This window comes from Azospirillum sp., assembly GCF_035628975.1.
In the GTDB taxonomy this organism is placed as follows: Bacteria; Pseudomonadota; Alphaproteobacteria; order Azospirillales; family Azospirillaceae; genus Azospirillum.
In genome coordinates, this window is record NZ_DASPIS010000007.1 from 25,621 (window position 1) to 46,968 (window position 21,348).

17 protein-coding genes are annotated in these 21,348 nt (G+C 68.4%); 10 read left to right on the plus strand and 7 right to left on the minus strand.

Going from position 1 to position 21,348, the window contains the following annotated elements:
* Window positions 1-10: 10 nt before the first annotated feature.
* Both VD964_RS02085 and aceA read right to left on the minus strand, forming a co-directional pair.
* Window positions 11-574 (minus strand): DJ-1/PfpI family protein, encoded by a 564-nt coding sequence (locus tag VD964_RS02085; protein WP_042697580.1) that lies wholly within the window; start codon window positions 572-574, stop codon window positions 11-13.
* A gap of 583 nt (window positions 575-1,157) precedes the next feature.
* On the minus strand, window positions 1,158-2,435 hold the full coding sequence (aceA, locus tag VD964_RS02090; protein ID WP_014189846.1) for an isocitrate lyase: 1,278 nt from the start codon (window positions 2,433-2,435) through the stop codon (window positions 1,158-1,160).
* 313 nt (window positions 2,436-2,748) lie between these two features.
* On the opposite strand from aceA, the gene VD964_RS02095 reads away from it, so the two are divergent.
* The 5 genes from VD964_RS02095 to VD964_RS02115 all read left to right on the plus strand — a co-directional run bounded on the left by VD964_RS02095 (window position 2,749) and on the right by VD964_RS02115 (window position 9,810).
* Window positions 2,749-4,191: a helix-turn-helix domain-containing protein gene (locus VD964_RS02095; protein ID WP_324865094.1), complete on the plus strand. Its 1,443-nt coding sequence runs from the start codon at window positions 2,749-2,751 to the stop codon at window positions 4,189-4,191.
* 263 nt (window positions 4,192-4,454) lie between these two features.
* A complete protein-coding gene (locus VD964_RS02100) occupies window positions 4,455-5,228 on the plus strand; it encodes a ferredoxin--NADP reductase (protein ID WP_109443955.1) in 774 nt (257 codons plus the stop codon).
* A 355-nt stretch (window positions 5,229-5,583) separates the two neighbouring features.
* Window positions 5,584-7,365, plus strand: a complete 1,782-nt coding sequence (locus tag VD964_RS02105) for a glycosyl hydrolase family 17 protein (RefSeq protein ID WP_324865052.1) — start codon at window positions 5,584-5,586, stop codon at window positions 7,363-7,365.
* 79 nt (window positions 7,366-7,444) lie between these two features.
* The gene (locus VD964_RS02110; RefSeq protein ID WP_324865054.1) at window positions 7,445-8,071 is read left to right on the plus strand and encodes a LysE family translocator; all 627 of its coding nucleotides are present in this window, start codon (window positions 7,445-7,447) and stop codon (window positions 8,069-8,071) included.
* 164 nt (window positions 8,072-8,235) lie between these two features.
* A complete protein-coding gene (locus VD964_RS02115) occupies window positions 8,236-9,810 on the plus strand; it encodes an HD domain-containing phosphohydrolase (RefSeq protein WP_324865056.1) in 1,575 nt (524 codons plus the stop codon).
* An 18-nt stretch (window positions 9,811-9,828) separates the two neighbouring features.
* On the opposite strand, the gene dapB is transcribed toward VD964_RS02115, so the two are convergent.
* Window positions 9,829-10,626 carry a 4-hydroxy-tetrahydrodipicolinate reductase gene (gene dapB, locus VD964_RS02120; protein WP_324865058.1) on the minus strand — a complete coding sequence of 266 codons (798 nt, stop codon included), beginning with the start codon at window positions 10,624-10,626 and terminating at the stop codon, window positions 9,829-9,831.
* Between the two features lie 76 nt (window positions 10,627-10,702).
* Entirely contained in the window at window positions 10,703-11,668 is a 966-nt protein-coding gene (gene znuA / locus VD964_RS02125) for a zinc ABC transporter substrate-binding protein ZnuA (protein ID WP_324865060.1), read from the minus strand.
* A gap of 89 nt (window positions 11,669-11,757) precedes the next feature.
* On the opposite strand from znuA, the gene znuC reads away from it, so the two are divergent.
* A complete protein-coding gene (znuC, locus tag VD964_RS02130) occupies window positions 11,758-12,558 on the plus strand; it encodes a zinc ABC transporter ATP-binding protein ZnuC (protein WP_324865061.1) in 801 nt (266 codons plus the stop codon).
* Window positions 12,551-13,336: a zinc ABC transporter permease subunit ZnuB gene (gene znuB, locus VD964_RS02135; protein ID WP_324865064.1), complete on the plus strand. Its 786-nt coding sequence runs from the start codon at window positions 12,551-12,553 to the stop codon at window positions 13,334-13,336. The genes znuC and znuB overlap by 8 nt, the downstream gene beginning before the upstream one ends.
* A 302-nt stretch (window positions 13,337-13,638) precedes the next feature.
* On the opposite strand, the gene VD964_RS02140 is transcribed toward znuB, so the two are convergent.
* Entirely contained in the window at window positions 13,639-16,251 is a 2,613-nt protein-coding gene (locus VD964_RS02140) for a DNA translocase FtsK (RefSeq protein ID WP_324865066.1), read from the minus strand.
* 69 nt (window positions 16,252-16,320) lie between these two features.
* Window positions 16,321-17,577 carry an aminotransferase class I/II-fold pyridoxal phosphate-dependent enzyme gene (locus VD964_RS02145; RefSeq protein ID WP_324865068.1) on the minus strand — a complete coding sequence of 419 codons (1,257 nt, stop codon included), beginning with the start codon at window positions 17,575-17,577 and terminating at the stop codon, window positions 16,321-16,323.
* Window positions 17,578-17,834: 257 nt separating this feature from the next.
* Between VD964_RS02145 and VD964_RS02150 the strand changes: the two genes are divergently transcribed.
* Window positions 17,835-18,398 carry a DUF2239 family protein gene (locus VD964_RS02150; RefSeq protein WP_324865070.1) on the plus strand — a complete coding sequence of 188 codons (564 nt, stop codon included), beginning with the start codon at window positions 17,835-17,837 and terminating at the stop codon, window positions 18,396-18,398.
* Between the two features lie 75 nt (window positions 18,399-18,473).
* Here VD964_RS02150 and glnK read toward each other — a convergent pair whose 3' ends face one another.
* Window positions 18,474-18,812: a P-II family nitrogen regulator gene (gene glnK, locus VD964_RS02155; RefSeq protein WP_014189833.1), complete on the minus strand. Its 339-nt coding sequence runs from the start codon at window positions 18,810-18,812 to the stop codon at window positions 18,474-18,476.
* Window positions 18,813-19,210: 398 nt separating this feature from the next.
* Here glnK and VD964_RS02160 point away from each other — a divergent pair, with 398 nt between their 5' ends.
* Window positions 19,211-20,494, plus strand: coding sequence for a UbiH/UbiF/VisC/COQ6 family ubiquinone biosynthesis hydroxylase (locus VD964_RS02160; protein ID WP_324865075.1), 1,284 nt, complete (start codon window positions 19,211-19,213; stop codon window positions 20,492-20,494).
* A 116-nt stretch (window positions 20,495-20,610) separates the two neighbouring features.
* Complete coding sequence (locus tag VD964_RS02165; RefSeq protein WP_324865077.1) at window positions 20,611-21,297, plus strand: outer membrane lipoprotein carrier protein LolA; 687 nt, start codon at window positions 20,611-20,613, stop codon at window positions 21,295-21,297.
* Window positions 21,298-21,348: the final 51 nt, after the last annotated feature.

Here is a 21,348-nt window from a genome sequence, read left to right on the forward strand (position 1 = left end):
AGGATGGAGGTCAGGCGGCCTTGCGAACGGAACCCAACTCGGTGAACAGCTTCACCACCGCTTCGACGAACTCGTTCAGCTGGTCCTGGCCAAGCGCCGAGACCGTGATGTCGTCGACGACCAGAGCCTCGTCGCTGATCCGGCCGCCGGCGGCGGTCAGGTCGGCGCGGTAGGCTTCCGGGGCGGCCAGCAGGCGGCCGCGCAGCTTGCCGGGAATGGCGAGCAGCTGGATGCCCTGGTCGATGGCGGCGATCGGCTTGCCGGCATCCAGGAAATGGCCGACGATGCGGCGGGTGTGGGCCGACTGCTGCAGCTTCGCCACGCTGCGCTCACCACCCGGCAGCAGCAGCATGTCGAAGTCGGCGCCCAGCGCCTCGCTCAGATGCTTGTCCACCGGGAAGTAATGGCCCCAGGACTTGCCGTGCCAGCCGTTGACCAGACCCGTCTCGGTGGAGATGGTACGCAGCGTCGCGCCGGTCTTGATCAGGGCGCGTTGCGGCTCGGTCATCTCCGCTTCTTCAAAGCCGTTGGAGACGAGGATGGCGATGGACTTTCCTGCGAGCGATTGATCCATACTGTCTTGTCCTTTCATCGTTTCACCAAAGAACGCCGGACATCTCCGATGGCATGTCGACCAGGGGAGAACCCGCCGGGGCCCTGCCGGAGCAGGGGGGCGGTCGGGAAACGGTCATCGCCGCGCAAGGGGATGCGCGGCGGCCAGTTCCGCCCGCCGGTGGCCCGAGATCGGGGTGCCGGCGTGTGGGACCTTTACGTCCCGGATCGGTTTGTTTTCAGCATGCGGACTTAATTGGTCCCGATGCGGTGCCAAGTCAACAACGGATTCCGCGCCGCACCCAAGGCTGCCGGCCTGCTGTTCCGCGCTCCGGCAAGGGATTTGGCGGTATTTTCCAGCCCCGTTCAAGACTTTCGGCCCAACCGGGCCGTACCACCGGTTGATGCGGCGCAGGTCTGCCATACCATAGGGGCGTGGCTTCGCCGACGGCTTATTCCGAATGAACGGCTTCAAAACCGTTCGGGCACAAAAAAGCGGCCGGGGGGAAGGCCCCCGGCCGTCGGCAAGTCAAAGCATCAGCCGTTCGAAAAGATCCGGCTCGCACACCGGATCACGGACCAATCCCGATGATCGGAACCTGCGATCAATGGAACTGGTCAGCCTCGGTGGAGTCCTTGTACGCGGTGGTCGAGGAGGTGCCGCCGGAGATCGCCGTGGCGACCGCGTCGAAGTAGCCGGTGCCGACTTCGCGCTGGTGCTTGGTGGCGGTGTAACCGTCCTTCTCGGCCGCGAACTCGGCCTGCTGCAGTTCGGAGTAGGCGGCCATGCCGCGCTCGGCGTAACCCTTGGCGAGCGTGAAGGCCGAGTAGTTCAGGCTGTGGAAGCCGGCCAGCGTGACGAACTGGAACTTGTAGCCCATGGCGCCCAGCTCGCGCTGGTACTTGGCGATGGTGGCGTCGTCCAGGTTGGCCTTCCAGTTGAAGGACGGCGAGCAGTTGTAGGCCAGCATCTTGCCCGGGAACTGCTTGTGCACGGCCTCGGCGAAGCGGCGCGCCTCGTCCAGGTTCGGCTTGGAGGTCTCCCACCACATCAGGTCCGAATACGGCGCGTAGGACAGGCCGCGGGCGATGCAGTGATCGACGCCCATGCCCTTCTTCAGGCGGAAGAAGCCCTCGGTGGTGCGGCCGGCGTCGAAGTCGATGAAGGGATGGTCACGCTCGTCGATGTCCGAGGTGATGAGCTGCGCCGATTCAGCGTCGGTGCGGGCGATCACCAGGGTCGAGGTGCCGCAGACGTCGGCGGCCAGACGGGCGGCGTTCAGCGTGCGGATGTGCTGCTGCGTCGGGATCAGAACCTTGCCGCCGAGATGGCCGCACTTCTTTTCCGAAGCCAGTTGGTCTTCCCAGTGCACGCCGGCGGCGCCGGCCTTGATCATCGACTTCATCAGCTCGAAGGCGTTCAGCGGGCCGCCGAAGCCGGCCTCGGCATCCGCGATGATCGGCGCGAACCAGTAGGTGTCGCCCTTGCCCTCGGAGGTCTGGATCTCGTCGGCGCGCTTGAAGGCGTTGTTGATGCGCTCGACCACCGCCGGGACCGAGTTGACCGGATACAGGCTCTGGTCCGGGTACATCTGGCCGGCCGTGTTGGCGTCGCCGGCGACCTGCCAGCCCGACAGGTAGATGGCCTTCAGGCCGGCCTTGACCGCCTGCATCGCCTGGTTGCCGGTCAGCGCGCCCAGCGTGTTGATGTAGGGCTCGGTGTTCAGCAGCTCCCACATGCGGCGCGCGCCCAGCTCGGCCAGCGTGTACTCGATCTTGACCGAGCCGCTCAGACGCTTGACGTCGTCCATGGTGTAGTCGCGGCGGATGCCCTCGTAACGGGCGGCGTGGATGGCGGCCTTGGTCTTTTCATCGAGCGACATGGGTCAGGTTCCTTATTGTCCGGTGCGCCCGGTCGATCGGGGCGGAACTGGGGTCTCGGGGCGGGCCTTTTGTCGATCCCTGCGGCTGATGTGCAGCGGCGTTTCCTCCCGCCGGTTTCATCTGCACTTTGCCGTCTTCGGGGCCGCTTGCGCTTTACAGCGCGGCCGTGAACCAAGACTTAAACCCCGCCTGAGTGCGTTGCAATAAGCCCTTGTTTGTAAAAAGGTCCGTTTGTAAACTACCGTTTTCCAAATCCTGTAAATCCGTAAATCTTGTAAAGTCAGAGAACTGTGGAGGGCTGTCGTGGCAACCATGGAAAAGAAGGCGATGCTGGGTCCGAAGGTCCGCCGCCTGCGCCGCGACCATGGCCTGACCCAGGCCCAGATGGCTGACCAGCTCGGCATCTCCCCCAGCTATCTGAACCTGATCGAGCACAACCAGCGCCCGGTCACGGTGCCGCTGCTGCTGAAGCTGGGCCATCAGTTCGGTGTCGATCTGCAGGCTTTCGCCGAGGACGAGGAAAGCCGGCTGGTGGCGGGCCTGCGCGAGGTGTTCGCCGATCCGCTGTTCGACGGCTCCGACATCAAGAACCAGGATTTCCGCGAACTGGCGGCGGTGGCCCCGACGCTGGGTCAGGCGGTGGTGGCGCTCTATCGCGGGTTCCGCGGGGCGCGCGACGATCTGCAGGCGCTGGCGGAGCGGGTGGCCGACCGCGAGAAGCTGCATCTGGTGCAGAGCGCCGGCTTTCCGCAGGACGAGGTGCGCGACCTGTTCCAGACCCATTCCAACCATTTCCCCGACCTGGAGGCGGCGGCCGAAAGCCTGTGGCAGGACGGCAAGCTGGAACGCGGCGACCTCTATCGCGGGCTGGTCGACTGGCTGAACACCCAGCACAGCGTGCGCGTCCGCCTGCTGCCATCGGAGGTGATGGGCTATGCCGTGCGCCGTTTCGACCGCCACAGCCGGCGCATCCTGCTGTCGGAAATGCTGGCGCCGTCGGGCCGCACCTTCCAACTGGCCTGCCAGATCGCGCTGCTGCGCCACCGCGACCTGCTGAACGGCATCGTCGACGCCGCCAACCTGTCCGGCGACGAGGCGCGGCGTCTGGCCCGCATCGGGCTGGCCAACTATTTCGCCGCGGCGGTGCTGATGCCCTATGCCCGCTTCCACGAGGCGGCGACCCAGGTCCGCTACGACATCGAGATCCTGCGGCGGCGCTTCGACGCGTCGTTCGAGCAGGTCTGCCATCGCCTGACCACCCTGCACCGCTCGGGGGCCAAGGGCGTGCCCTTCTTCTTCATGCGGGTGGACAGCGCCGGCAACGTGTCCAAGCGCTTTTCCGGAGCCGGATTTCATTTCGCCCGCTTCGGCGGCGGCTGCCCGCGCTGGATCGTCTACGACGCCTTCCGCACGCCGGGCAAAATCCACAGCCAGATGGCGGAGATGCCGGACGGCACCGCCTATTTCTCGATTGCGCGCACGGTGGTGAAGGCCGGCGGCGGCCACCGCAGCCCGCCGCAGCAATTCGCCGTCGCTCTCGGCTGCGACGTCCAGCATGCGGCTCAGGTCACCTATGCGGACGGGTTCGACCTCTCCAACACCAGTGCTGCGACGCCGATCGGGGTGAATTGCCGGCTCTGCCCGCGGCTGGACTGTTCGCAGCGGGCATTTCCGCCGCTGAATCATCGGCTTATCGTGGACGAGAACCTGCGCGGCCTGTCGCCCTACCTGTTCGCTCCGCCCAGCGCCGAATAAGGTGCCGAATGAAACGGCGATTGACCGGGATCAATGTTGTACGGCGGAGTTTGTGTTGTTTGCCGGAAAGCCCGTCATTTGACTGGTATAAATCCGTGGCCTTCGACCGGGTTTGTTGATAGGTTTCGGCCGTTGCGTCGCGGCAGCTCCGCTTGCGTCATCGCGCACCGGCCACCTGATGCAGCGTCCCGGATGATGGTTTGAACAGTGCGGCTTGAACACCGCCAACCGAGCTTTGCCTCGACAGGTTTTGGAACGCCCCCATGAGCAATCTGATCAAAGAGCGCGTGCTGACCGTTCACCACTGGACCGACACGCTGTTCAGCTTCACCACCACGCGCGATCCGTCCTTCCGCTTCCTGCCGGGGCAGTTCACCATGATCGGGCTGGAGGTCGAAGGCCGGCCCCTGCTGCGCGCCTACAGCCTCGTCAGCGCGCATTACGAGGAGACGCTGGAGTTCTTCAGCATCAAGGTGCAGGACGGCCCGCTGACATCGCGGCTCCAGCACCTGAAGGAAGGCGACACGCTGCTGGTGAACCGCAAGGCGACCGGCACGCTGATCACCGACAACCTGCTTCCCGGGCGGAACCTGTATCTGCTGAGCACCGGCACCGGCCTGGCGCCGTTCCTCAGCATCATCAAGGACCCGGAGATGTACGAGAAGTTCGACCGGGTGATCCTGACCCATGGCACCCGCACCGTGGCGGAGCTGGCCTATGACGACCTGATCCATCACAGCCTGCCGGAGAACGAGTTCTTCGGCGAGCAGGTGAAGGAAAAGCTGCTGTATTACCCGACCGTGACGCGCGAGCCCTTCCGCAACCAGGGCCGCCTGACCACGCTGATGGAGACCGGCAAGCTGTACAGCGACCTGGGCCTGCCGGAACTGGACGCCGAGAAGGACCGCGTGATGATCTGCGGCAGCCCGGCGATGCTGGCCGAGACCACCGCGATGATGGAGAAGCGCGGCTTCGTCATGGGCACCAACGGCGAGCCGGGCGGGTTCGTGATCGAGAAGGCGTTCGTGGAGCGGTGAGGGTGTGGGGCGTCTAACGAATGCCCCCTCCCCAACCCTCCCCCGCGTTCCGCGGGAGAGGGAGTAAGTGCAAGAGCAGCGGCAGTCCCCTCTCCCACCAAAGGTGGGGGAGGGTTAGGGAGGGGGCAGAGCGCTTCCCCACAAAGTCACGCCCCCAGCGGAATAAACTCCCCCTCCCGCCGGTTTACCAATTCGTGACGAAGGCACGTCACTCAATCCTTGACCGACTGGGCGCGCCTCCTCCGGGGGGCGCGCCTATTTTCTGACCGCAGCCGGTGAATAAAATCACCGTCCGGCCTGTTGGTGCGACGGTCCCCGTTCAAACCGTCAAGCCTTTGGTGTAGACATCCCGCCCATGCGCCTGATCCTCATCCTCGCCGCGATCCTCGTCGCCGGCCTCGCGAATCTCGCCGTCTGGTCCCTGCCGAACCGCCCGGTGCCGCTCGATCCGCCGCCGGGGGGCAAGCTGCGCAGCGTGTCCTTCGCCCCCTTCCGCGACGGCCAAAGCCCGCTGACCCAGGTCTTCCCGACCAATGCCCAGATCGAGGAAGACCTCGCGGCATTGGCGCCGCAGGTGGCCGGCATCCGCACCTACACCTCGCTGGAAGGGCTCCAGGTGGTGCCGGAGATGGCACGCAGGCACGGGATCCAGGTCACCATGGGGGCGTGGCTGTCCTCCAAGGCCGAGAAGAACGAGGCGGAGATCGCCTCGCTGATCGACCTCGCCAACCGCTATCCCGACGTCATCACCCGCGTCATCGTCGGCAACGAGGTGCTGCTGCGGCGCGAACTGACGCCCGAGCAGGTCACCGGCTACATCGACCGGGTCAAGGCCGCGGTGAAGCAGCCGGTGTCCTATGCCGATGTCTGGGAATGGTGGCTGAAATACCCGCAGATCGCGGATCATGTCGATTACCTGACCATCCACCTGCTGCCCTACTGGGAGGACGTGCCGGCCGGCGTCGAAGGCGCCACCGAGCGCATCCGCCACAGCTACCGCACCATCGCCCAGCGCTTTCCGGGCAAGCCGATCCTGGTCGGCGAGACCGGCTGGCCGACGCAAGGCCGTTCGCGCGGCGCCGCCGTGCCGGGGCTGGTCAACAAGGCGAAGTTCGTCAACGCCTTCGTCCGCATGGCCGAGCAGGAGGGCTTCGACTACAACGTGATCGAGGCCTTCGACCAGGAATGGAAGGCGAAGCTGGAGGGCACCGTCGGCGGCCATTGGGGCCTCTACAACGCCGACCGCACGCCGAAATTCTCGCTGGCCGGGCCGGTGGTCGGCAATGTCGCCTGGCCGCGTCTGTTCGTGATCTCCAGCGGGCTGGCGCTGGTGCTGCTGGGCGGGCTGGCCCTGCTGCGCCGCCATGTGCCGGGCACCGGCTGGGTGGTGCTGATCCTGCTGACCCAGGCGCTGTCCACCCTCTATGTCCGCGCCGGCTTCGTGGCGGCGCATGGCAAGCATTACTGGCAGGACACCACTCTGGCCGTTGGCATGCTGGCGCTGGCCGCCGCCCTGGTGCTGGCGGTGCTGCTGACCGCCCACCGCGCGCTGGCAAGCGGCGGTCTGGCCCGCGAGCCGCTGGTCGGCCTGCGCCACGCCCGTCCGGCCCTGACCCGCACCGAGCGGGTGGGGCGGTGGAGCGCGGTGGCGCTGGGCGTCGCGGCGCTGGTCTGGTCGCTGCTCATCATCTATGACGGCCGCTATCGCGACTTCCCCAACCCCTACCTGCTGATCCCGGCGGTGGCGCTGCCGGCGCTGGGGCTGGTCCGTGCCGCCCGCCGGCCGGTGGGGACGGAAACGCGTGATGCGCTTGGCATCGCCAGCCTGTTCCGCCCGGCGGTTCCCGTGGAAGACGGGGAGCCGCGCGGGCTTTGCGGCGCCGTCCGCCGCATGCCGGTGGAGTCGCTGCTGGGCTTCGGGCTGCTGCTGGGCGCCCTGCTGACCGTGGTGGCCGAGGGCTTCGTCCCGCTGGAATCGCTGATCTACGGCCAGCTTCCCTTCATGGAGGCGCTGCACGAGGTCGATTGGACCCTGCCGAACTGGGAAGCGCTGGGCTGGGCGGCCTTGCAGGTCCTGCTGGCGCTGCCCTTCCTGGCCGGGGTGTGGAGTGCAAGGCGGCCGCTGCGGCGGATTTGAGGTCGCAGAGACCCATTGCGCGGGCCGCAGCACTGTGGATTGATGGACGGGTTCCTGGCCTTGACCGGAGACCCGTTCGATGTCCCCCGACCTGTGGCTCGCCTTCGCCGCCGCGTCCGCCGTGATGCTGATGATCCCCGGGCCGACGGTGCTGATCGTCGTTTCCTACGCGCTGGGCCACGGGCGCAAGTCGGCCATGGCGACCGTGGCGGGGGTGGCGCTGGGCGACTTCACCGCGATGACCGCCTCGATGCTGGGGCTGGGGGTGCTGCTGTCGACCTCCGCGGCGCTGTTCACCCTGCTGAAATGGGCCGGCGCCGCCTATCTGCTCTATCTTGGCATCAAGCTGTGGCGGGCACCGGTCCGGGGTGCCGAAACGGACGCCGACGACTCGGCCGTCCGCCCCTGGCGCATGATGCTGCACACCTATGCCGTCACCGCGCTGAATCCCAAGAGCATCGTCTTCTTCGTCGCCTTCCTGCCGCAGTTCCTCGATCCCGGCCGGCCGCTGGCCGAGCAGATGGTGGTGATGGAGGCGACCTTCCTGGTGCTGGCGACGCTGAACGCCGCCGGTTACGCCCTGCTGGCCTCGGCGGCACGGCGCGCGGTGCGGACGCCGTCGGTGCAGCGCACGGTCAACCGGGTCGGAGGGTCGCTGCTGATGGGGGCCGGGCTGCTGACCGTCGCCTGGAAGCGGACCGCCTGACGCGCTCGCGGCCCGGGGAAATGCGACGCGCGACACACGCACGCACCCGGCGATTTATTGACAAAGCAAGATAACTTCACTGAAAATTGTCGACAACCAGGGGGATGCACGCGCCGGTAACTTTCATAGAGCCGGCGGAAGCGAATCGATCCGCGGGGGCGGTGATGGCCGACGGCTGCAACAGGGGCGAGATGGCGGAAGAGGTCCGGCGGGAGTCCGCCGGGGATGTGTTGGAGTTCGCCGCCGAGACCGTCGATGCGGCCGGCGTTCGGCAGAACCCGCCCTGGCAGATCCTGATCGTCGACGACGACCACGAGGTCCACGCCATCACCCGCGTCGTGCTCGGCGAAATGACGTTCGAGGAGCGGCCGGTCCGCTTCCTGTCCGCCTACACCGCGCGGCAGGCGCGGTCGCTGCTGGCCGAGAATCCGGGGATTGCCGCCATTCTGCTGGACGTGGTGATGGAGACCGACGATGCCGGGCTGAAGCTGGTCCGCCACATCCGCGAGGAGATGGGCAACCGGCAAATCCGCATCATCCTGCGCACCGGCCAGCCGGGGCAGGCGCCGGAGCGGCAGGTGATCGCCGCCTACGACATCAACGACTACAAGGCCAAGAGCGAGCTGACGGCGCAGAAGCTCTACACCGCCACCGTCGCGGCCCTGCGCTCCTACCAGCATATCGCGACCATCGAACGCGGCCGGCAGGGGTTGGAGCGGGTGATGGAGGCGGCCGTCCATCTGGCCGGTCTGCGGTCGCGGTCCCAGTTCCTGGCCGGTCTGGTGGGACGGGCGTCCGCCCTGGTGACCGACGCCACCACCGCCCTGCTGTGCGGGGCCGGGGAGGACGGAGGCGTGACGATCCTCGCCGAAGCCGGGCTGCCGGCCGATCCGCCGGCGGAGGCCGTGGCCGACATCGCCGCCGCGCTGGCCGCCGCACCGGGCGATGGGCAGGTGCGATGGGGGGCGCGGCACGGCGTGGCCGTCCTGCGCGGCCGTGATTCGGCGCCGCTGGCTCTCTGCCTGCTCGGCGGGCCGTTTGCGGAGGGCGACCGGCCGCTGCTGGAACTGCTTTGCACCAAGGCGGCGGTCGGGTTGGACAATCTGCGGCTCTACGAGCGGCTGAACGAGGCGCAGGTCGCCACCGTCCATGCGCTCGGCAAGCTGGCGGAGTACAAGGACGAGGTCACCGGCGACCATGTGAAGCGGCTGGGCCGCTGGGCCACGGCGATCGCGCGCGAACTGCTCGCCCGCGGCGACTTTGCGGACGAGCTGGACGACTGGTTCTGCGACACCATCGGGCTGGCCAGCGTGCTGCACGACGTGGGCAAGGTCGGCATCCCGGATGCCATCCTGCGCAAGCCCGGCCGGCTGGACGAGGCGGAGATGGCTGTCATGCGCGACCACGCCTCCATCGGCGGCAGCATCCTGCGCGACGCCTGCGGCGGCGACCGGCGCGGCTACCTGTCGATGGGGGCGGAGATTGCCGAGAGCCATCACGAGAAATTCGACGGCAGCGGCTATCCGCATGGGCTGGCAGGCGACGCCATTCCGCTCTCCGGCCGCATCGTCGCCGTCGCCGACGTCTTCGATGCGTTGCTGCACCGCCGCCCCTACAAGAAGGCGTGGGACATCGACGAGGTGCTGGATCTGCTGCGTGCCGAATCGGGCCGCCATTTCGACCCGCGCGTCGTCGACGCCTTCCTGGCGGTGCTGACGCGGGAAGGGGCGGGGGTGTAGCCGCCCCCCTGCGGAGGGTCAGAGACCCAGCACGTTCCGCATGCTGTAGAGGCCCGGCGTCTTGTCCTGCGCCCACAGGGCGGCGCGGACGGCGCCCCTGGCGTAGATTTGGCGGCCGGAGGCCTTGTGGGTCAGCTCGATCCGCTCGCCCTCGCTGGCGAACATCACGGTGTGGTCGCCGATGACATCGCCGCCGCGCAGCGTGGCGAAGCCGATCTCGCCGCGCGGACGGGCGCCGGTGTGGCCGTCGCGGACCTTCTGCCAGACATCCTCCAGCTTGACCCCGCGCCCGGCCGCCGCGGCATGGCCGAGGCCCAGCGCAGTGCCCGACGGCGCGTCCACCTTGCGGCGGTGGTGCATCTCCAGGATGTCGATGTCGAAGTCGTCGTCCAGCGTGTGGGCGACCTGCTCCACCAGCGCCAGCAGCAGGTTGACGCCCAGCGACATGTTCGGCGACTGGATGATCGCCGTGTGGGTGGCCGCGGTGGCGATGGCCGCCTGCTGCGACGGGTTCAGGCCCGTGGTGCCGACGACCAGCACGGTTTCGGACTGGGCGGCCAGGGCGGCGTGACGCTCCGTTGCGTCGGGGCTGGTGAAGTCGATCACCGCGTCGGCCTCCGCGAACAGGGTGACCGGATCGTCGATGGCGGTCACGCCCAGCGGGTCGAGCCCGGCCAGCACGCCCAGGTCCTTGCCCAGCGCCGGGCCGCCCACCCGCTCGGTTCCGCCGGCCAGCGTGCAGCCCGCGGTCGCCGCGATCTCGCGCACCAGCATCTGCCCCATGCGCCCCGCGCACCCGACGACACCGATCTTCATGACGCCCATCCCCTGTTCAGCGTTCCGGCCGGACTTTTCCGCCCTCTCAGCGGTTTAGCACAGGCCCGGCCTGGGCTTAAGCGCCAAGGCAACCGCGCAGCGATGCGGCGAGGTTGCGCAGCAGGGTGGGGTAGAGCGTCTCGCCCTCCGGCAGCTCGGTGCCCTCGGGGTCGAGCACCCCGGTCTTGGCCTTGGTGCCCTCCACCACCGTCTGGACCAGCGCGGGTTCGAACTGCGGTTCGGCAAAGACGCAGGCGGCGCCCAGCCCGCCGATCTTGGCGCGGATCGCCGACAGCCGCTTGGCCGACGGGCGGCGGTCCGGGCTGACGGTGATGGAACCGACCGCAGACAGGTCGTAGCGCGCCTCGAAATACTGGTAGGCGTCGTGGAAGACGACGAAGGGCTTGTCCTTCACCGGCGCCAGCGCGGCCTTCAGCTCCGCGTCCAGCGCGTCGAGCTGCTGCAGCGTGCGGTCGGCGTTGGTGCGGTAGGCCTCGGCGCCGGCGGGGTCCTTGGCTGCAAGCGCCTCCGCCGTAGCGGTCACGATGGCGCGGGCGTTGGCGGGGTCGAGCCAGATGTGGCTGTTCAGTTCCTCGTGCTCTTCGGCGTGATCGTGGCCCTTGTGATCGTGTTTATGATCATGACCTCCCTTGTGGCCATGATCATGCGCCTCCCAGGCACCGCCCTCGCGGGTTTCCAGCAGGGTCAGGCCCTTCAGGTCCATCAGCGTCAGCCGCGTCGCCTTGGGCGCATTGGCCTTCAGCGGCTTTTCCAGGAAGCTCTCAAGCTCCGGCCCGACCCAGACCACCAGATCGGCGGTCGACAGCGCCTTCGCGTCAGACGGCTTCATCGTGTAGCTGTGCGGCGATGCGCCGCCGCGCACCAGCAGCGTCGGCTCGCCCACCCCGTGCATGACCGACGCGACCAGGGAGTGGATCGGCTTGATCGACACCACCACCTTCGGCACCTCGGCATGGGCCGGCAACGCGGCGGCTGCGGTCAGGGCTGCGGTCAGGGTGGTGAACAGCGCGAATCGGCGCATGGGAGGGATCCTCTCGACTTGCTGGACAGGCTGCTGGTTTCAGCGCATAGGGAAGCGACGTTCACTTTGGTGTCACGTTATAACATAACATGTCAACACCCCATCCAAGCCGCGATACCTCCGCGCTCTTCGCCGGCCCGCTCGCCTGGACCGAGGATCTGACCGTCCGCTTCGGCCGCCGCACCGTGCTGGACCGCGTCAACGTCGCCGTCCAGCCGGGGGAGGTGGTGACGCTGATCGGCCCCAACGGCGCCGGCAAGACGACGCTGGTGCGCGCCGTGCTGGGGCTGGTGGCGCCCGACGGCGGACGGGTGCTGCGGCGCCCGAACCTGCGCATCGGCTACATGCCGCAGAAGCTGTCGGTGGATCAGACGCTGCCGCTGACCGTCCGGCGTTTCCTGGCGCTCTGGCGGCCGGTGACCGCCGACCGGGTGGAAGCGGCGCTGGAGGAGGCCGGGGTGGCGCGGCTGGCCGACTCGGCGGTGCAGACCATTTCCGGCGGCGAGATGCAGCGGGTGTTGCTGGCCCGTGCCCTGCTAAGCGACCCCGACCTGCTGGTTCTGGACGAGCCGGACCAGGCGGTGGACGTCCATGGGCAGGCGGAGCTGTTCCACCGCATCGCCCAGGTGCGGCAGCGGCGCGGCTGCGGCGTGCTGCTGGTCAGCCACGACCTGCACACGGTGATGGCGCGCACCGACCGGGTGGTGTGCCTGAACGGCCATGTCTGCTGTTCCGGACGGCCGGAGGATGTCAGCCGGCATCCGGAATATCATGCGCTGTTCGGCGGCCATGCCGGCGACCTCGCCGTCTATGTCCATCATCACGACCACGCCCATGCCGAGGACGGCAAGGTCGTGCCCGATCATGACGGGGGCTGCTGCCATGGATGATTTCGTGATCCGCGCCCTGATCGCCGGCGGCGGCATCGCCCTGCTGGCGGGGCCGCTGGGATCCTTCGTGGTGTGGCGGCGCATGGCCTATTTCGGCGACACGCTGGCCCATTCGGCTCTGCTGGGCGTGACGCTGGGCTTCCTGCTGGGCGTCAACCCGATGGTCGGCGTGATGGCGGTTTGCGTGGCGCTGGCGCTGGCGCTGGTGGCCTTGCAGCGGCGGCGCAACCTTGCGGCGGACACGCTTCTGGGCATCCTGTCGCATGGCTCGCTGTCGCTGGGGCTGGTGGCTTTGGCCTTCCTGGAGACGTTGCGCGTCGACCTGATGGCCTATCTGTTCGGCGACATCCTGTCGGTGACCGACGGCGACCTGATGGCGATCTATGGCGGCGGCGCGGTGGCGCTGACCGGGCTGGCGCTGCTGTGGCGCCGGCTGCTGGCGGTGACGGTGGACGAGGATCTGGCGCGGGTGGAGGGCATGCCGGTCGACGCCCTACGGTTGGCCTTCATGCTGCTGATCGCGCTGGTGATCGCCATCGCCATGAAGATCGTCGGCATCCTGCTGATCACCTCGCTGCTGATCATCCCGGCCGCCGCCGCCCGCCGCTTCGCCCGCACGCCGGAAGGGATGGCGGCGCTGGCATCGGTCCTGGGCGTCCTGGCAGTGGTCGCCGGACTGCTGGCGTCGCTGAACTGGGATTTGCCGGGTGGCCCAAGCGTGGTTGTGGCCGCCGCCGCCCTGTTCCTGCTGGGATCGCTGGTGCCGTTGCGGCGCTGAGTGCAATCGGGGAAAGAATACGACTGCGTGAGTTTCCCGTTTGCGGACGTGCCCGCCTGCGCCATAGTCCGCCGGCGGACGCGATGGCGGAAGGGCCGCCATCGCCGCCGCACGAACGGAGGGCTTGAGGATGGAACGCTTCCTCACTCTCCTGATCCTGGTGCTGGAGATCGTCAAGCGGCTGCTTGACCTTCTGATGCACTAAGATCGGGCGGGCGGGCCGGGGAGTACCAGTCCCAGGCCTGCCTACCCCCGATATTGGTGTTGCACCCGCCCGCTGTCAACGGGGTGTCCAAAAACACTCATTCGTCGATGTTGCGCGCCAGCACTTCGCGTTTGCCGGAGTGATTGGGCTTGCTGACCACCCCTTCGGTCTCCATCCGCTCGATCAGGCGGGCGGCGGAGTTGTAGCCGATGCGCAGCTGGCGCTGGATAAAGCTGGTCGAGGCCTTGCGCTCGCGGCAGACCACCGCCACCGCCTTGTCGTAGAGGTCGTCGCCCGACCCGCCGCCGGTGCCGGGCAGGCTGCCGTCATCGAAGGACTCCTCACCCTCCTCGTCCTCCAGGATGGCGTCGACATAATTCGGCTCGCCCTGCGCCTTGAGGAACCTGACGATCTGCTCGACCTCGTGGTCGGAGACGAAGGGGCCGTGGACGCGGGTGATGCGGCCGCCGCCGGCCATGTAGAGCATGTCGCCCTGGCCCAGCAGCTGTTCGGCGCCCTGTTCGCCCAGGATGGTGCGGCTGTCGATCTTCGACGTCACCTGGAAGCTGATGCGGGTCGGGAAGTTGGCCTTGATGGTGCCGGTGATGACGTCGACCGACGGGCGCTGCGTCGCCATGATCAGGTGGATGCCGGCGGCGCGCGCCATTTGGGCCAGACGCTGGATCGCCGCCTCGATGTCCTTGCCGGCGACCAGCATCAGGTCGGCCATTTCGTCGACGATCACGACGATGTAGGGCAGCTCGGTGAGGTCGAGCGGCTGTTCCTCGAACAGCGGCTTGCCGGTGTCGGGATCGAAGCCGGTCTGGACGCGGCGGGTCAGTGATTCGCCGCCCTCGCGCGCCTCGCGCAGGCGGGCGTTGTAGCCCTCGATGTTGCGCACGCCCAGCTTGGACATGTTGCGGTAGCGGTCCTCCATCTCCCGCACCGTCCATTTCAGCGCGACCACCGCCTTCTTAGGGTCGGTGACGACGGGCGTCAGCAGATGGGGAATGCCCTCGTAGACCGACAGCTCCAGCATCTTGGGGTCGATCATGATGAAGCGGCAGCGTTCCGGCGGCAGCCGGTAGAGCAGCGATAGGATCATCGTGTTGATCGCCACCGACTTGCCCGAACCGGTGGTGCCGGCGACCAGCAGGTGGGGGAAGCGGGCGAGGTCGGCGACCACCGGCTGGCCGCCGATGTCCTTGCCGAGCGCCAGCGCCAGCTTGCCGCCATGCTTGTCGAAGCCCTCCGCCGCCATCAACTCGCGCAGAAGCACGGTCTCCCGCTTCGCATTGGGTAGTTCGACGCCGATGACGTTGCGGCCGGGCACCACGGCGACACGGACCGACACCGCGCTCATGGAACGGGCGATGTCGTCGGCAAGGCCGATGACGCGGGACGATTTGGTGCCGGGGGCCGGTTCCAGCTCGTACAGGGTGACGACCGGGCCGGGATGGACCTTCTGGATCTCGCCGCGCACGCCGAAATCGCCCAGCACGCCTTCCAACTGGCCGGCGTTGCGCTGAAGCGCCGCCTCGTCCAGCTGTTCGCCGCGGATGCCGGTGGGCGGCACCTGCAGCAGGTCGAGCGGCGGCAGCTCATAGCCCGGCGGCCCGTCTTCCTCGCCCAGCGGCAGGCGGTGCTGGAAGGTGCCGGCCTTGTCGCCCCTGCTCTCCGGCGCGGTGGTTTTCGGTGGGGTGACGATGGGGACCGGGCGCAGCGGTTTGTCGGCGGCGGACGGCGTGGCCGGCAGCGGCACCGGCCCGGCGTCCAGGCCGGCGGGGGGAAGCGGATCGACGCGCACGGCATCGTCGAAGCGGGGGCCTTTGCGCTTGGAAGCCTCATCGCCGCGCAAGGCGTCGTCCACGGCGATGGAGGCGGTCTGCACCGCGGCCTGCGCCGCACTGCGGCCATGGCGGCGCAGCGCGTCGACGCCGTTGCGAGCGCTGTTGCGGATCAGATGGACGCCGTTCACCGTGCCGCGGCCGAGCGCACGGAAGCTGGCGATCCATTCGCCGATCGTCAGGCCGGCCGCCAGGAACAGCACCAGCCCGCCGCCGACCGCAGCGACGGTCGCCACCATCGGCTCGGCCCCGAACAGGTTGCCGACGCCGCGCAGCAGGATCTGGCCGATGCTGCCACCGGGCAGCGGGGCGAGAGGATCGGTGGAGGCGTCGGTCAGGCCGGCCAGCGCCATCGACACCAGGATCACCCCCCACAGGGCCAGCACGGTGCGGAACAGCGGGTTCCCCAGCTTGCGCTGGGCGCCGAGCCGCCAGCCCCAGAACATCGGCACCAGCGCGATGACGAAGGCGGCCCAACCCAGCGACTGGATCAGAAGGTCGGCGACATAGGCACCGGGGGGGCCGAACAGGTTGTGGGTGTCCCCCGCCGTGGCGGGAACCGAGTTCAGCGAAGCGTCGCGCGGGTCGTAGCTGCCCAGCAGCACCATCAGCAGCAGGCCGAACAGCCCCAGCACGAAGCCCATCGCCTCCCGCGCGCGGGCGACGACGAAGGCGCGCATGGCCGGGGAGAAGAAGGGCGGCTTTTCCTGCCGGCTGCGGCCGGCACGCAGGCGGTCCTTCCCCGGATCCTTGGCGCCCAACTCCTTGCCGCCGTCGCGGGGCGACCCCTTGCGCGGGCTGGGGGCGGTCCGTCCCAGGCTGGGCCGGGGGCGCGCGGAGGTGGGGCCGGCGGGTCGGGCCATGGGGCGGAAACCTCGTGCTGTAGAAACCGAAAAGACGGGCTGGTCGGAGCAGGGACTGGCCGGAACCGGTCAGCCGAGAATGCGGACGATGGCGGCGCAGGCCTGGGCGACGGTGTCGGTGTCCTGCACCAGGGCCACGCGGATGAAGGCCTCGCCGGGGTTCGGCTCGCCGGGGTTGCTGCGCGACAGATAGGCGCCGGGCAGCACGCGGACGGCGCCCTCCGCCCACAGCCGCTTGGCCGCCTCCTCGCCGTCGCCGACCTCCAGCCACAGGAAGAAGCCGCCGGCCGGCCGGTGATAGCCGTAGCGCCCGCCAAGCTCCGCCTCCGCCGCCGCGAACTTGGCGCGGTAGGCGGCGCGATTCTCCTCGACATGCGCCTCGTCGCGCCACAGCGCGGTGCTGGCGGCCAGGATCGGCAGCGGCATGCCGGCACAGCCGTAGCTGCGCAGGCGCGAGAAGCGCCCGATCAGCGCCGGGTCGCCGGCGACGAAGCCGGAGCGCAGGCCGGCGGCGCTCGACCGTTTGGAGAGGGAATGGAAGACCAGCAGGTTCGCCCAGGGCTTCCCGTCCTCGTGTGGCAGGGCGGTTGCGACCTGGAGGGCGCCGACCGGCGGCGCGTCCAGCCAGATCTCGGCATAGCACTCGTCGACCGCCAGCACGAAACCGTATTGCCGCGCCAGCCCGATGGCCTTGGCCAGATAGGCCGGCGAGGCGGCGGCGCCCTGCGGGTTGGCGGGGGTGCAGAGATAGAAGAGGGCGGTGCGTTCCAGCAACTCCGGCGTCAGCGCGTCGAGGTCGGGCAGGAAGCCGGTCTCGCGCCTGGCCGACAGGAACACCGGCTCCGCCCCCGCCATCACCGCCGCCCCTTCGTAAGGAGCGTAGAACGGGTTCGGCATCAGGACCGCCGGCTGGCGCCCGGCCTTGCGCGTCGGCACCGCCAGCAGGGCCAGCATGAACAGCGCCTCGCGCGTGCCGGACAGCGGCAGGATCGAGCTGTCGGCATGCAGCAGCCCGGCCGGCAGGTCGTAGCGGCGGTTCAGCCAGTCGCCGGCGGCGGCGCGGAATTCCGGCGTGCCGCCGACCGGCGGATACTTGTTCCAGCCGGCGGCGTTGGCGCGCAGCGTCTCTTCGATGATGGCGGGCGGGGTGTGCTGCGGCTCGCCCACCGTCAGCAGGATGGGGGCGACATTGGCGCGCGGGGTGATCGGCGCCAGCAGGTTGGCCAGCCGGGTGAAGGGATAGTCGGTCAGCAGGTCGAGCCGATCGTTGCCGATCGCCTCGGTGAAGACGGCACCGCTGTTGACGCTGAAATCGGCAGAGACCATGACGACCGGAACCCTCTTCCCACCCTGGGTGCCACACCCCGGCCAGGGGCGACGGCCACGCCTTACGAGCGACCGATCCTATCGGCGGGGCACGGGGGGCACAAGCGCCCAAAGCCCTTGATTGCGGCTGAGCGCGGCAGGTGGCCGAACGGTCACAGGGGAGTCATTCCCTTTCCTGCGCCAGCATTATACCCGGATGATAGTGACTCCCATATTCCATCCGGGTAAAACACCGTTCTCACAACCGGAGTCCATCCATGTCCGTCACCGCCGAGACCCTCTGCACCGCCTTCCGGGGCGAGCGACGTCTTGCCGCCGGGGATGCGCTGAGCGTCGCACGGGCGTTGCGGGCGGTATTGGACGCGGAACCGGACGGACCGCCGGTGCTGGTGTTCGACGATGCCACCGGAAAGGCGGTCGACCTCGATCTGCGGGGAAGCGATGAGGAGGTCGCGTGGCGTCTCGCTCCCCCGCCGCGGGGGCCGGGCCGGCCGAAGCTGGGGGTGGTGGCGCGGGAGGTGACGCTGCTGCCGCGTCATTGGGAGTGGCTGAACGCCCAGCCGGGCGGGGCGTCGGTGGCGTTGCGCAAGCTGGTGGACGAGGCGCGCAAGGGGAACGAGGCGAAGGACCGCGTGCGCCGTGCGCAGGAGGCCGCCTATCACGTCATGCTGGAATTGGCCGGCGATCGGCCGGGCTATGAAGAGGCGGTTCGGGCGCTCTATGCCGCGGACCATGCGCGGTTCGATGCGTTGACGGCGGACTGGCCGACCGACCTGCGCGACTATGCGCGTGCGATGGCGGCGGATGCGTTTGCCGGCTGAGAAAGCGGACAGGCGCGCAGACGCGCGCCCGTCATTGCCGGCAGCCTTGGGCCGGCAGCCTTGGGGCTGGCAGCCTTACAGCGCCTCGGAGTTGGTCTCACCGGTGCGGATGCGCACGGCCTGGGCGATCTCCAGCACGAAGATCTTGCCGTCGCCGATGCGGCCGGTGTTGGCGGCCTTCTGGATCGCCTCGACGACCTGTTCGTACTGGTCGTCGGACACCGCGACCTCGACCTTCACCTTGGGCAGGAAGCTCACGGAATATTCGGCGCCGCGGTAGATTTCCGTCTGGCCCTTCTGGCGGCCGAAGCCCTTGACCTCGCTGACGGTCAGGCCCTGGATCCCGAGCGACGTCAGCGCCTCGCGCACTTCGTCGAGCTTGAACGGCTTGATGATGGCCATAACCAGTTTCATGTGGCTTCCCCTTAAAGCGTTGTTCCGGCCGCGGATAAAGGCTGTGGCCGCCAGTTGCGGTTCCAGTCCGGCCCGACAGCCGTTCCGTCCTTCCGCTGATATGGCCCAAGCCTGTTCGCGTCGACCGCAAAAAGCAACGATTACAAGAATCGTGCCGGTTGAAATGCGCCGCAACAATGGGAATATGCCTGTTGATTGAGCGCTCAAAAGGGCGGCATTTGCTCAAAAATTGCTCAGCGGCAATCTGTCCGCTGCACGGCGACCATCGGCCGGGGACAGGAGACTGGACAGGACGCCCCTGTGCGACAATTGTTTCACCGCGCGTGGCACCGGCAAGGCTCAAGTCCGGCCGGCCGGTCGCAGCGCAGGCACAAGAAGGCGAGAGGGCAGCGAGCATCATGGCCGTACCGGGCACCGAATCGGGCAACGCGACCGTCCCCCCCCAGGGAGGCGTCGGCGGCGACATCACCACCGAGGTCGTAGTGCTGGGCGGCGGTCTGGCCGGGCTGACCATGGCGGCGGCGCTGGCCAGCGCCGGCGTGCCGGTGGTCTGCATCGACCGGGACAGCCCGGAACGGATGGGCGGCGGGGATTTCGACATCCGCACCACCGCCATCTCCTACGCCTCCAAGATGGTGCTGGAGGCGGCGGGCGTTTGGCGCCACATGGCCGATCAGGCCGGCCCGATGTTGGACATCCGGATCGCCGACCAGTTCTCGCCGATGTTCATCCATTACGACCACACCGAACTGGCGATGGAGGGCAAGCACCAGCCCTTCGGCTGGATTCTGGACAACAAGGACATCCGCCGCGCCCTGTTCGCCCGCGCGGCCGAACTGCCGGGGCTGGTCCATCTGGCGCCGGCCCAGGCGACGGCGGTGGAGCGCACGCGGTCCGGCGTGTCGGTGCGGCTTGCCGACGGGCGGACGGTGCGGGGCCGGCTGCTGGTCGGCGCCGACGGGCGTCGGTCGCTGGCGCGCGAGAGCGCCGGCATCAGGGTGCGGCGCTGGTCCTACGATCAGAGCGCCATCATCTGCACCATCCGCCACACCGAGCCGAACAACGGCGTCGCGGTCGAGCATTTCCTGCCCAACGGACCCTTTGCCGTCCTGCCGATGACGGACAACCGCTGTTCCATCGTGTGGAGCGAGAAGACCTCGCTGGTCGACACCTACCTCAATCTGCCCGACGACCAGTTCATCGACGAGTTGCAGCACCGCTCCGGCGGCTATCTGGGCGAGATCACGCTGCTGACCAAGCGCGAGGCCTGGCCGCTGTCGGTGCTTCTGGCCGACCGCTTCGTCGCCGACCGGCTGGCCCTGGTGGGGGAGGCGGCGCACGCCATCCACCCCATCGCCGGGCAGGGGCTGAACCTGGGCATGCGCGACGTCGCGGCATTGGCCGAGGTTGTGGTCGACGCCTACCGTCTCGGCCTCGACGTCGGCGGGCCGGAGGTGCTGGCCCGCTTCCAGCGCTGGCGCCGCTTCGACACCGTGCTTCTGGCGGCGGTGTGCGACGGGCTGGTCCACCTGTTCTCCAACAGCATCCCGCCGCTGAAGCTGGCGCGCAACCTGGGCATGGCGGCGATCAACCGCCTGCCGCCGGTCAAGCGCTTCTTCATGAAGCACGCCATGGGCGTGGTCGGCGACCTGCCCCGGATGATCCGGGGCCAGCCGCTTTGAAGCAGCCACTTTGAAGCAGCCACTCTGCCGGCATCGGTAATCCTTGGCAGCGGGGGGCGGACGCCTTATGTCCGCCACACTGCCCGGCCAAGCAATACGGGCCACTACGACCAAGGATGAAGATCGTGCTTCGCCGCCTCTCCCGCTCCCTGTTGCCTGGCGCCCTGCTGTCCGCCGCACTCCTGGCTTCGCTGCCGGCCATGCTCGCTCCGTCCGCCGTCGCCGCGCCCGCCGCGCCCGTGTCGCTGTCGGCGCAGGACCAGGCCATCGTCGCCAAGGTGGAGGAGTATCTGAACGACATCACCACCCTGCAGTCGAAGTTCCTGCAGGTGGCGCCCAACGGGCGGCAGGCGACCGGGACCTTCTATCTGTGGCGGCCCGGCCGGATGCGGCTGGAATATGACCGGCCGCTGAAGGACTTCATCGTCGCCGACGGCAGCTTCGTCTTCTATTGGGACGGCGAGATGCGCCAGCAGTCGAGCGCCCCCATCGGATCGACGCTGGCCGACTTCATCCTGCGCAAGAACATCCGCCTGTCGGGTGACGTGACCGTCACCGAGGTCTTCCAGGCCCCCGGCGTGATCGAGGTCAGTCTGCTGGAGACCAAGGATCCCGGCAAGGGCACGCTGACCCTGGTGTTCGAGGACCGCCCCTTCCAGCTGCGCAAGTGGCGGGTGCTGGACGCCCAGGGCATGACCACCGAGGTCGCCCTGCTGAACCCGCGCACCGACGTCGCCTTCGACCGCGAGATGTTCTATTTCAAGGAGCCGGCACGCGGATCGGATTTCGGCCGCGGCAACTGAGCGGTCCCGCATCGTCCCTGCCAGGGCCGGCAACAAAACCCTTCGCCTCCT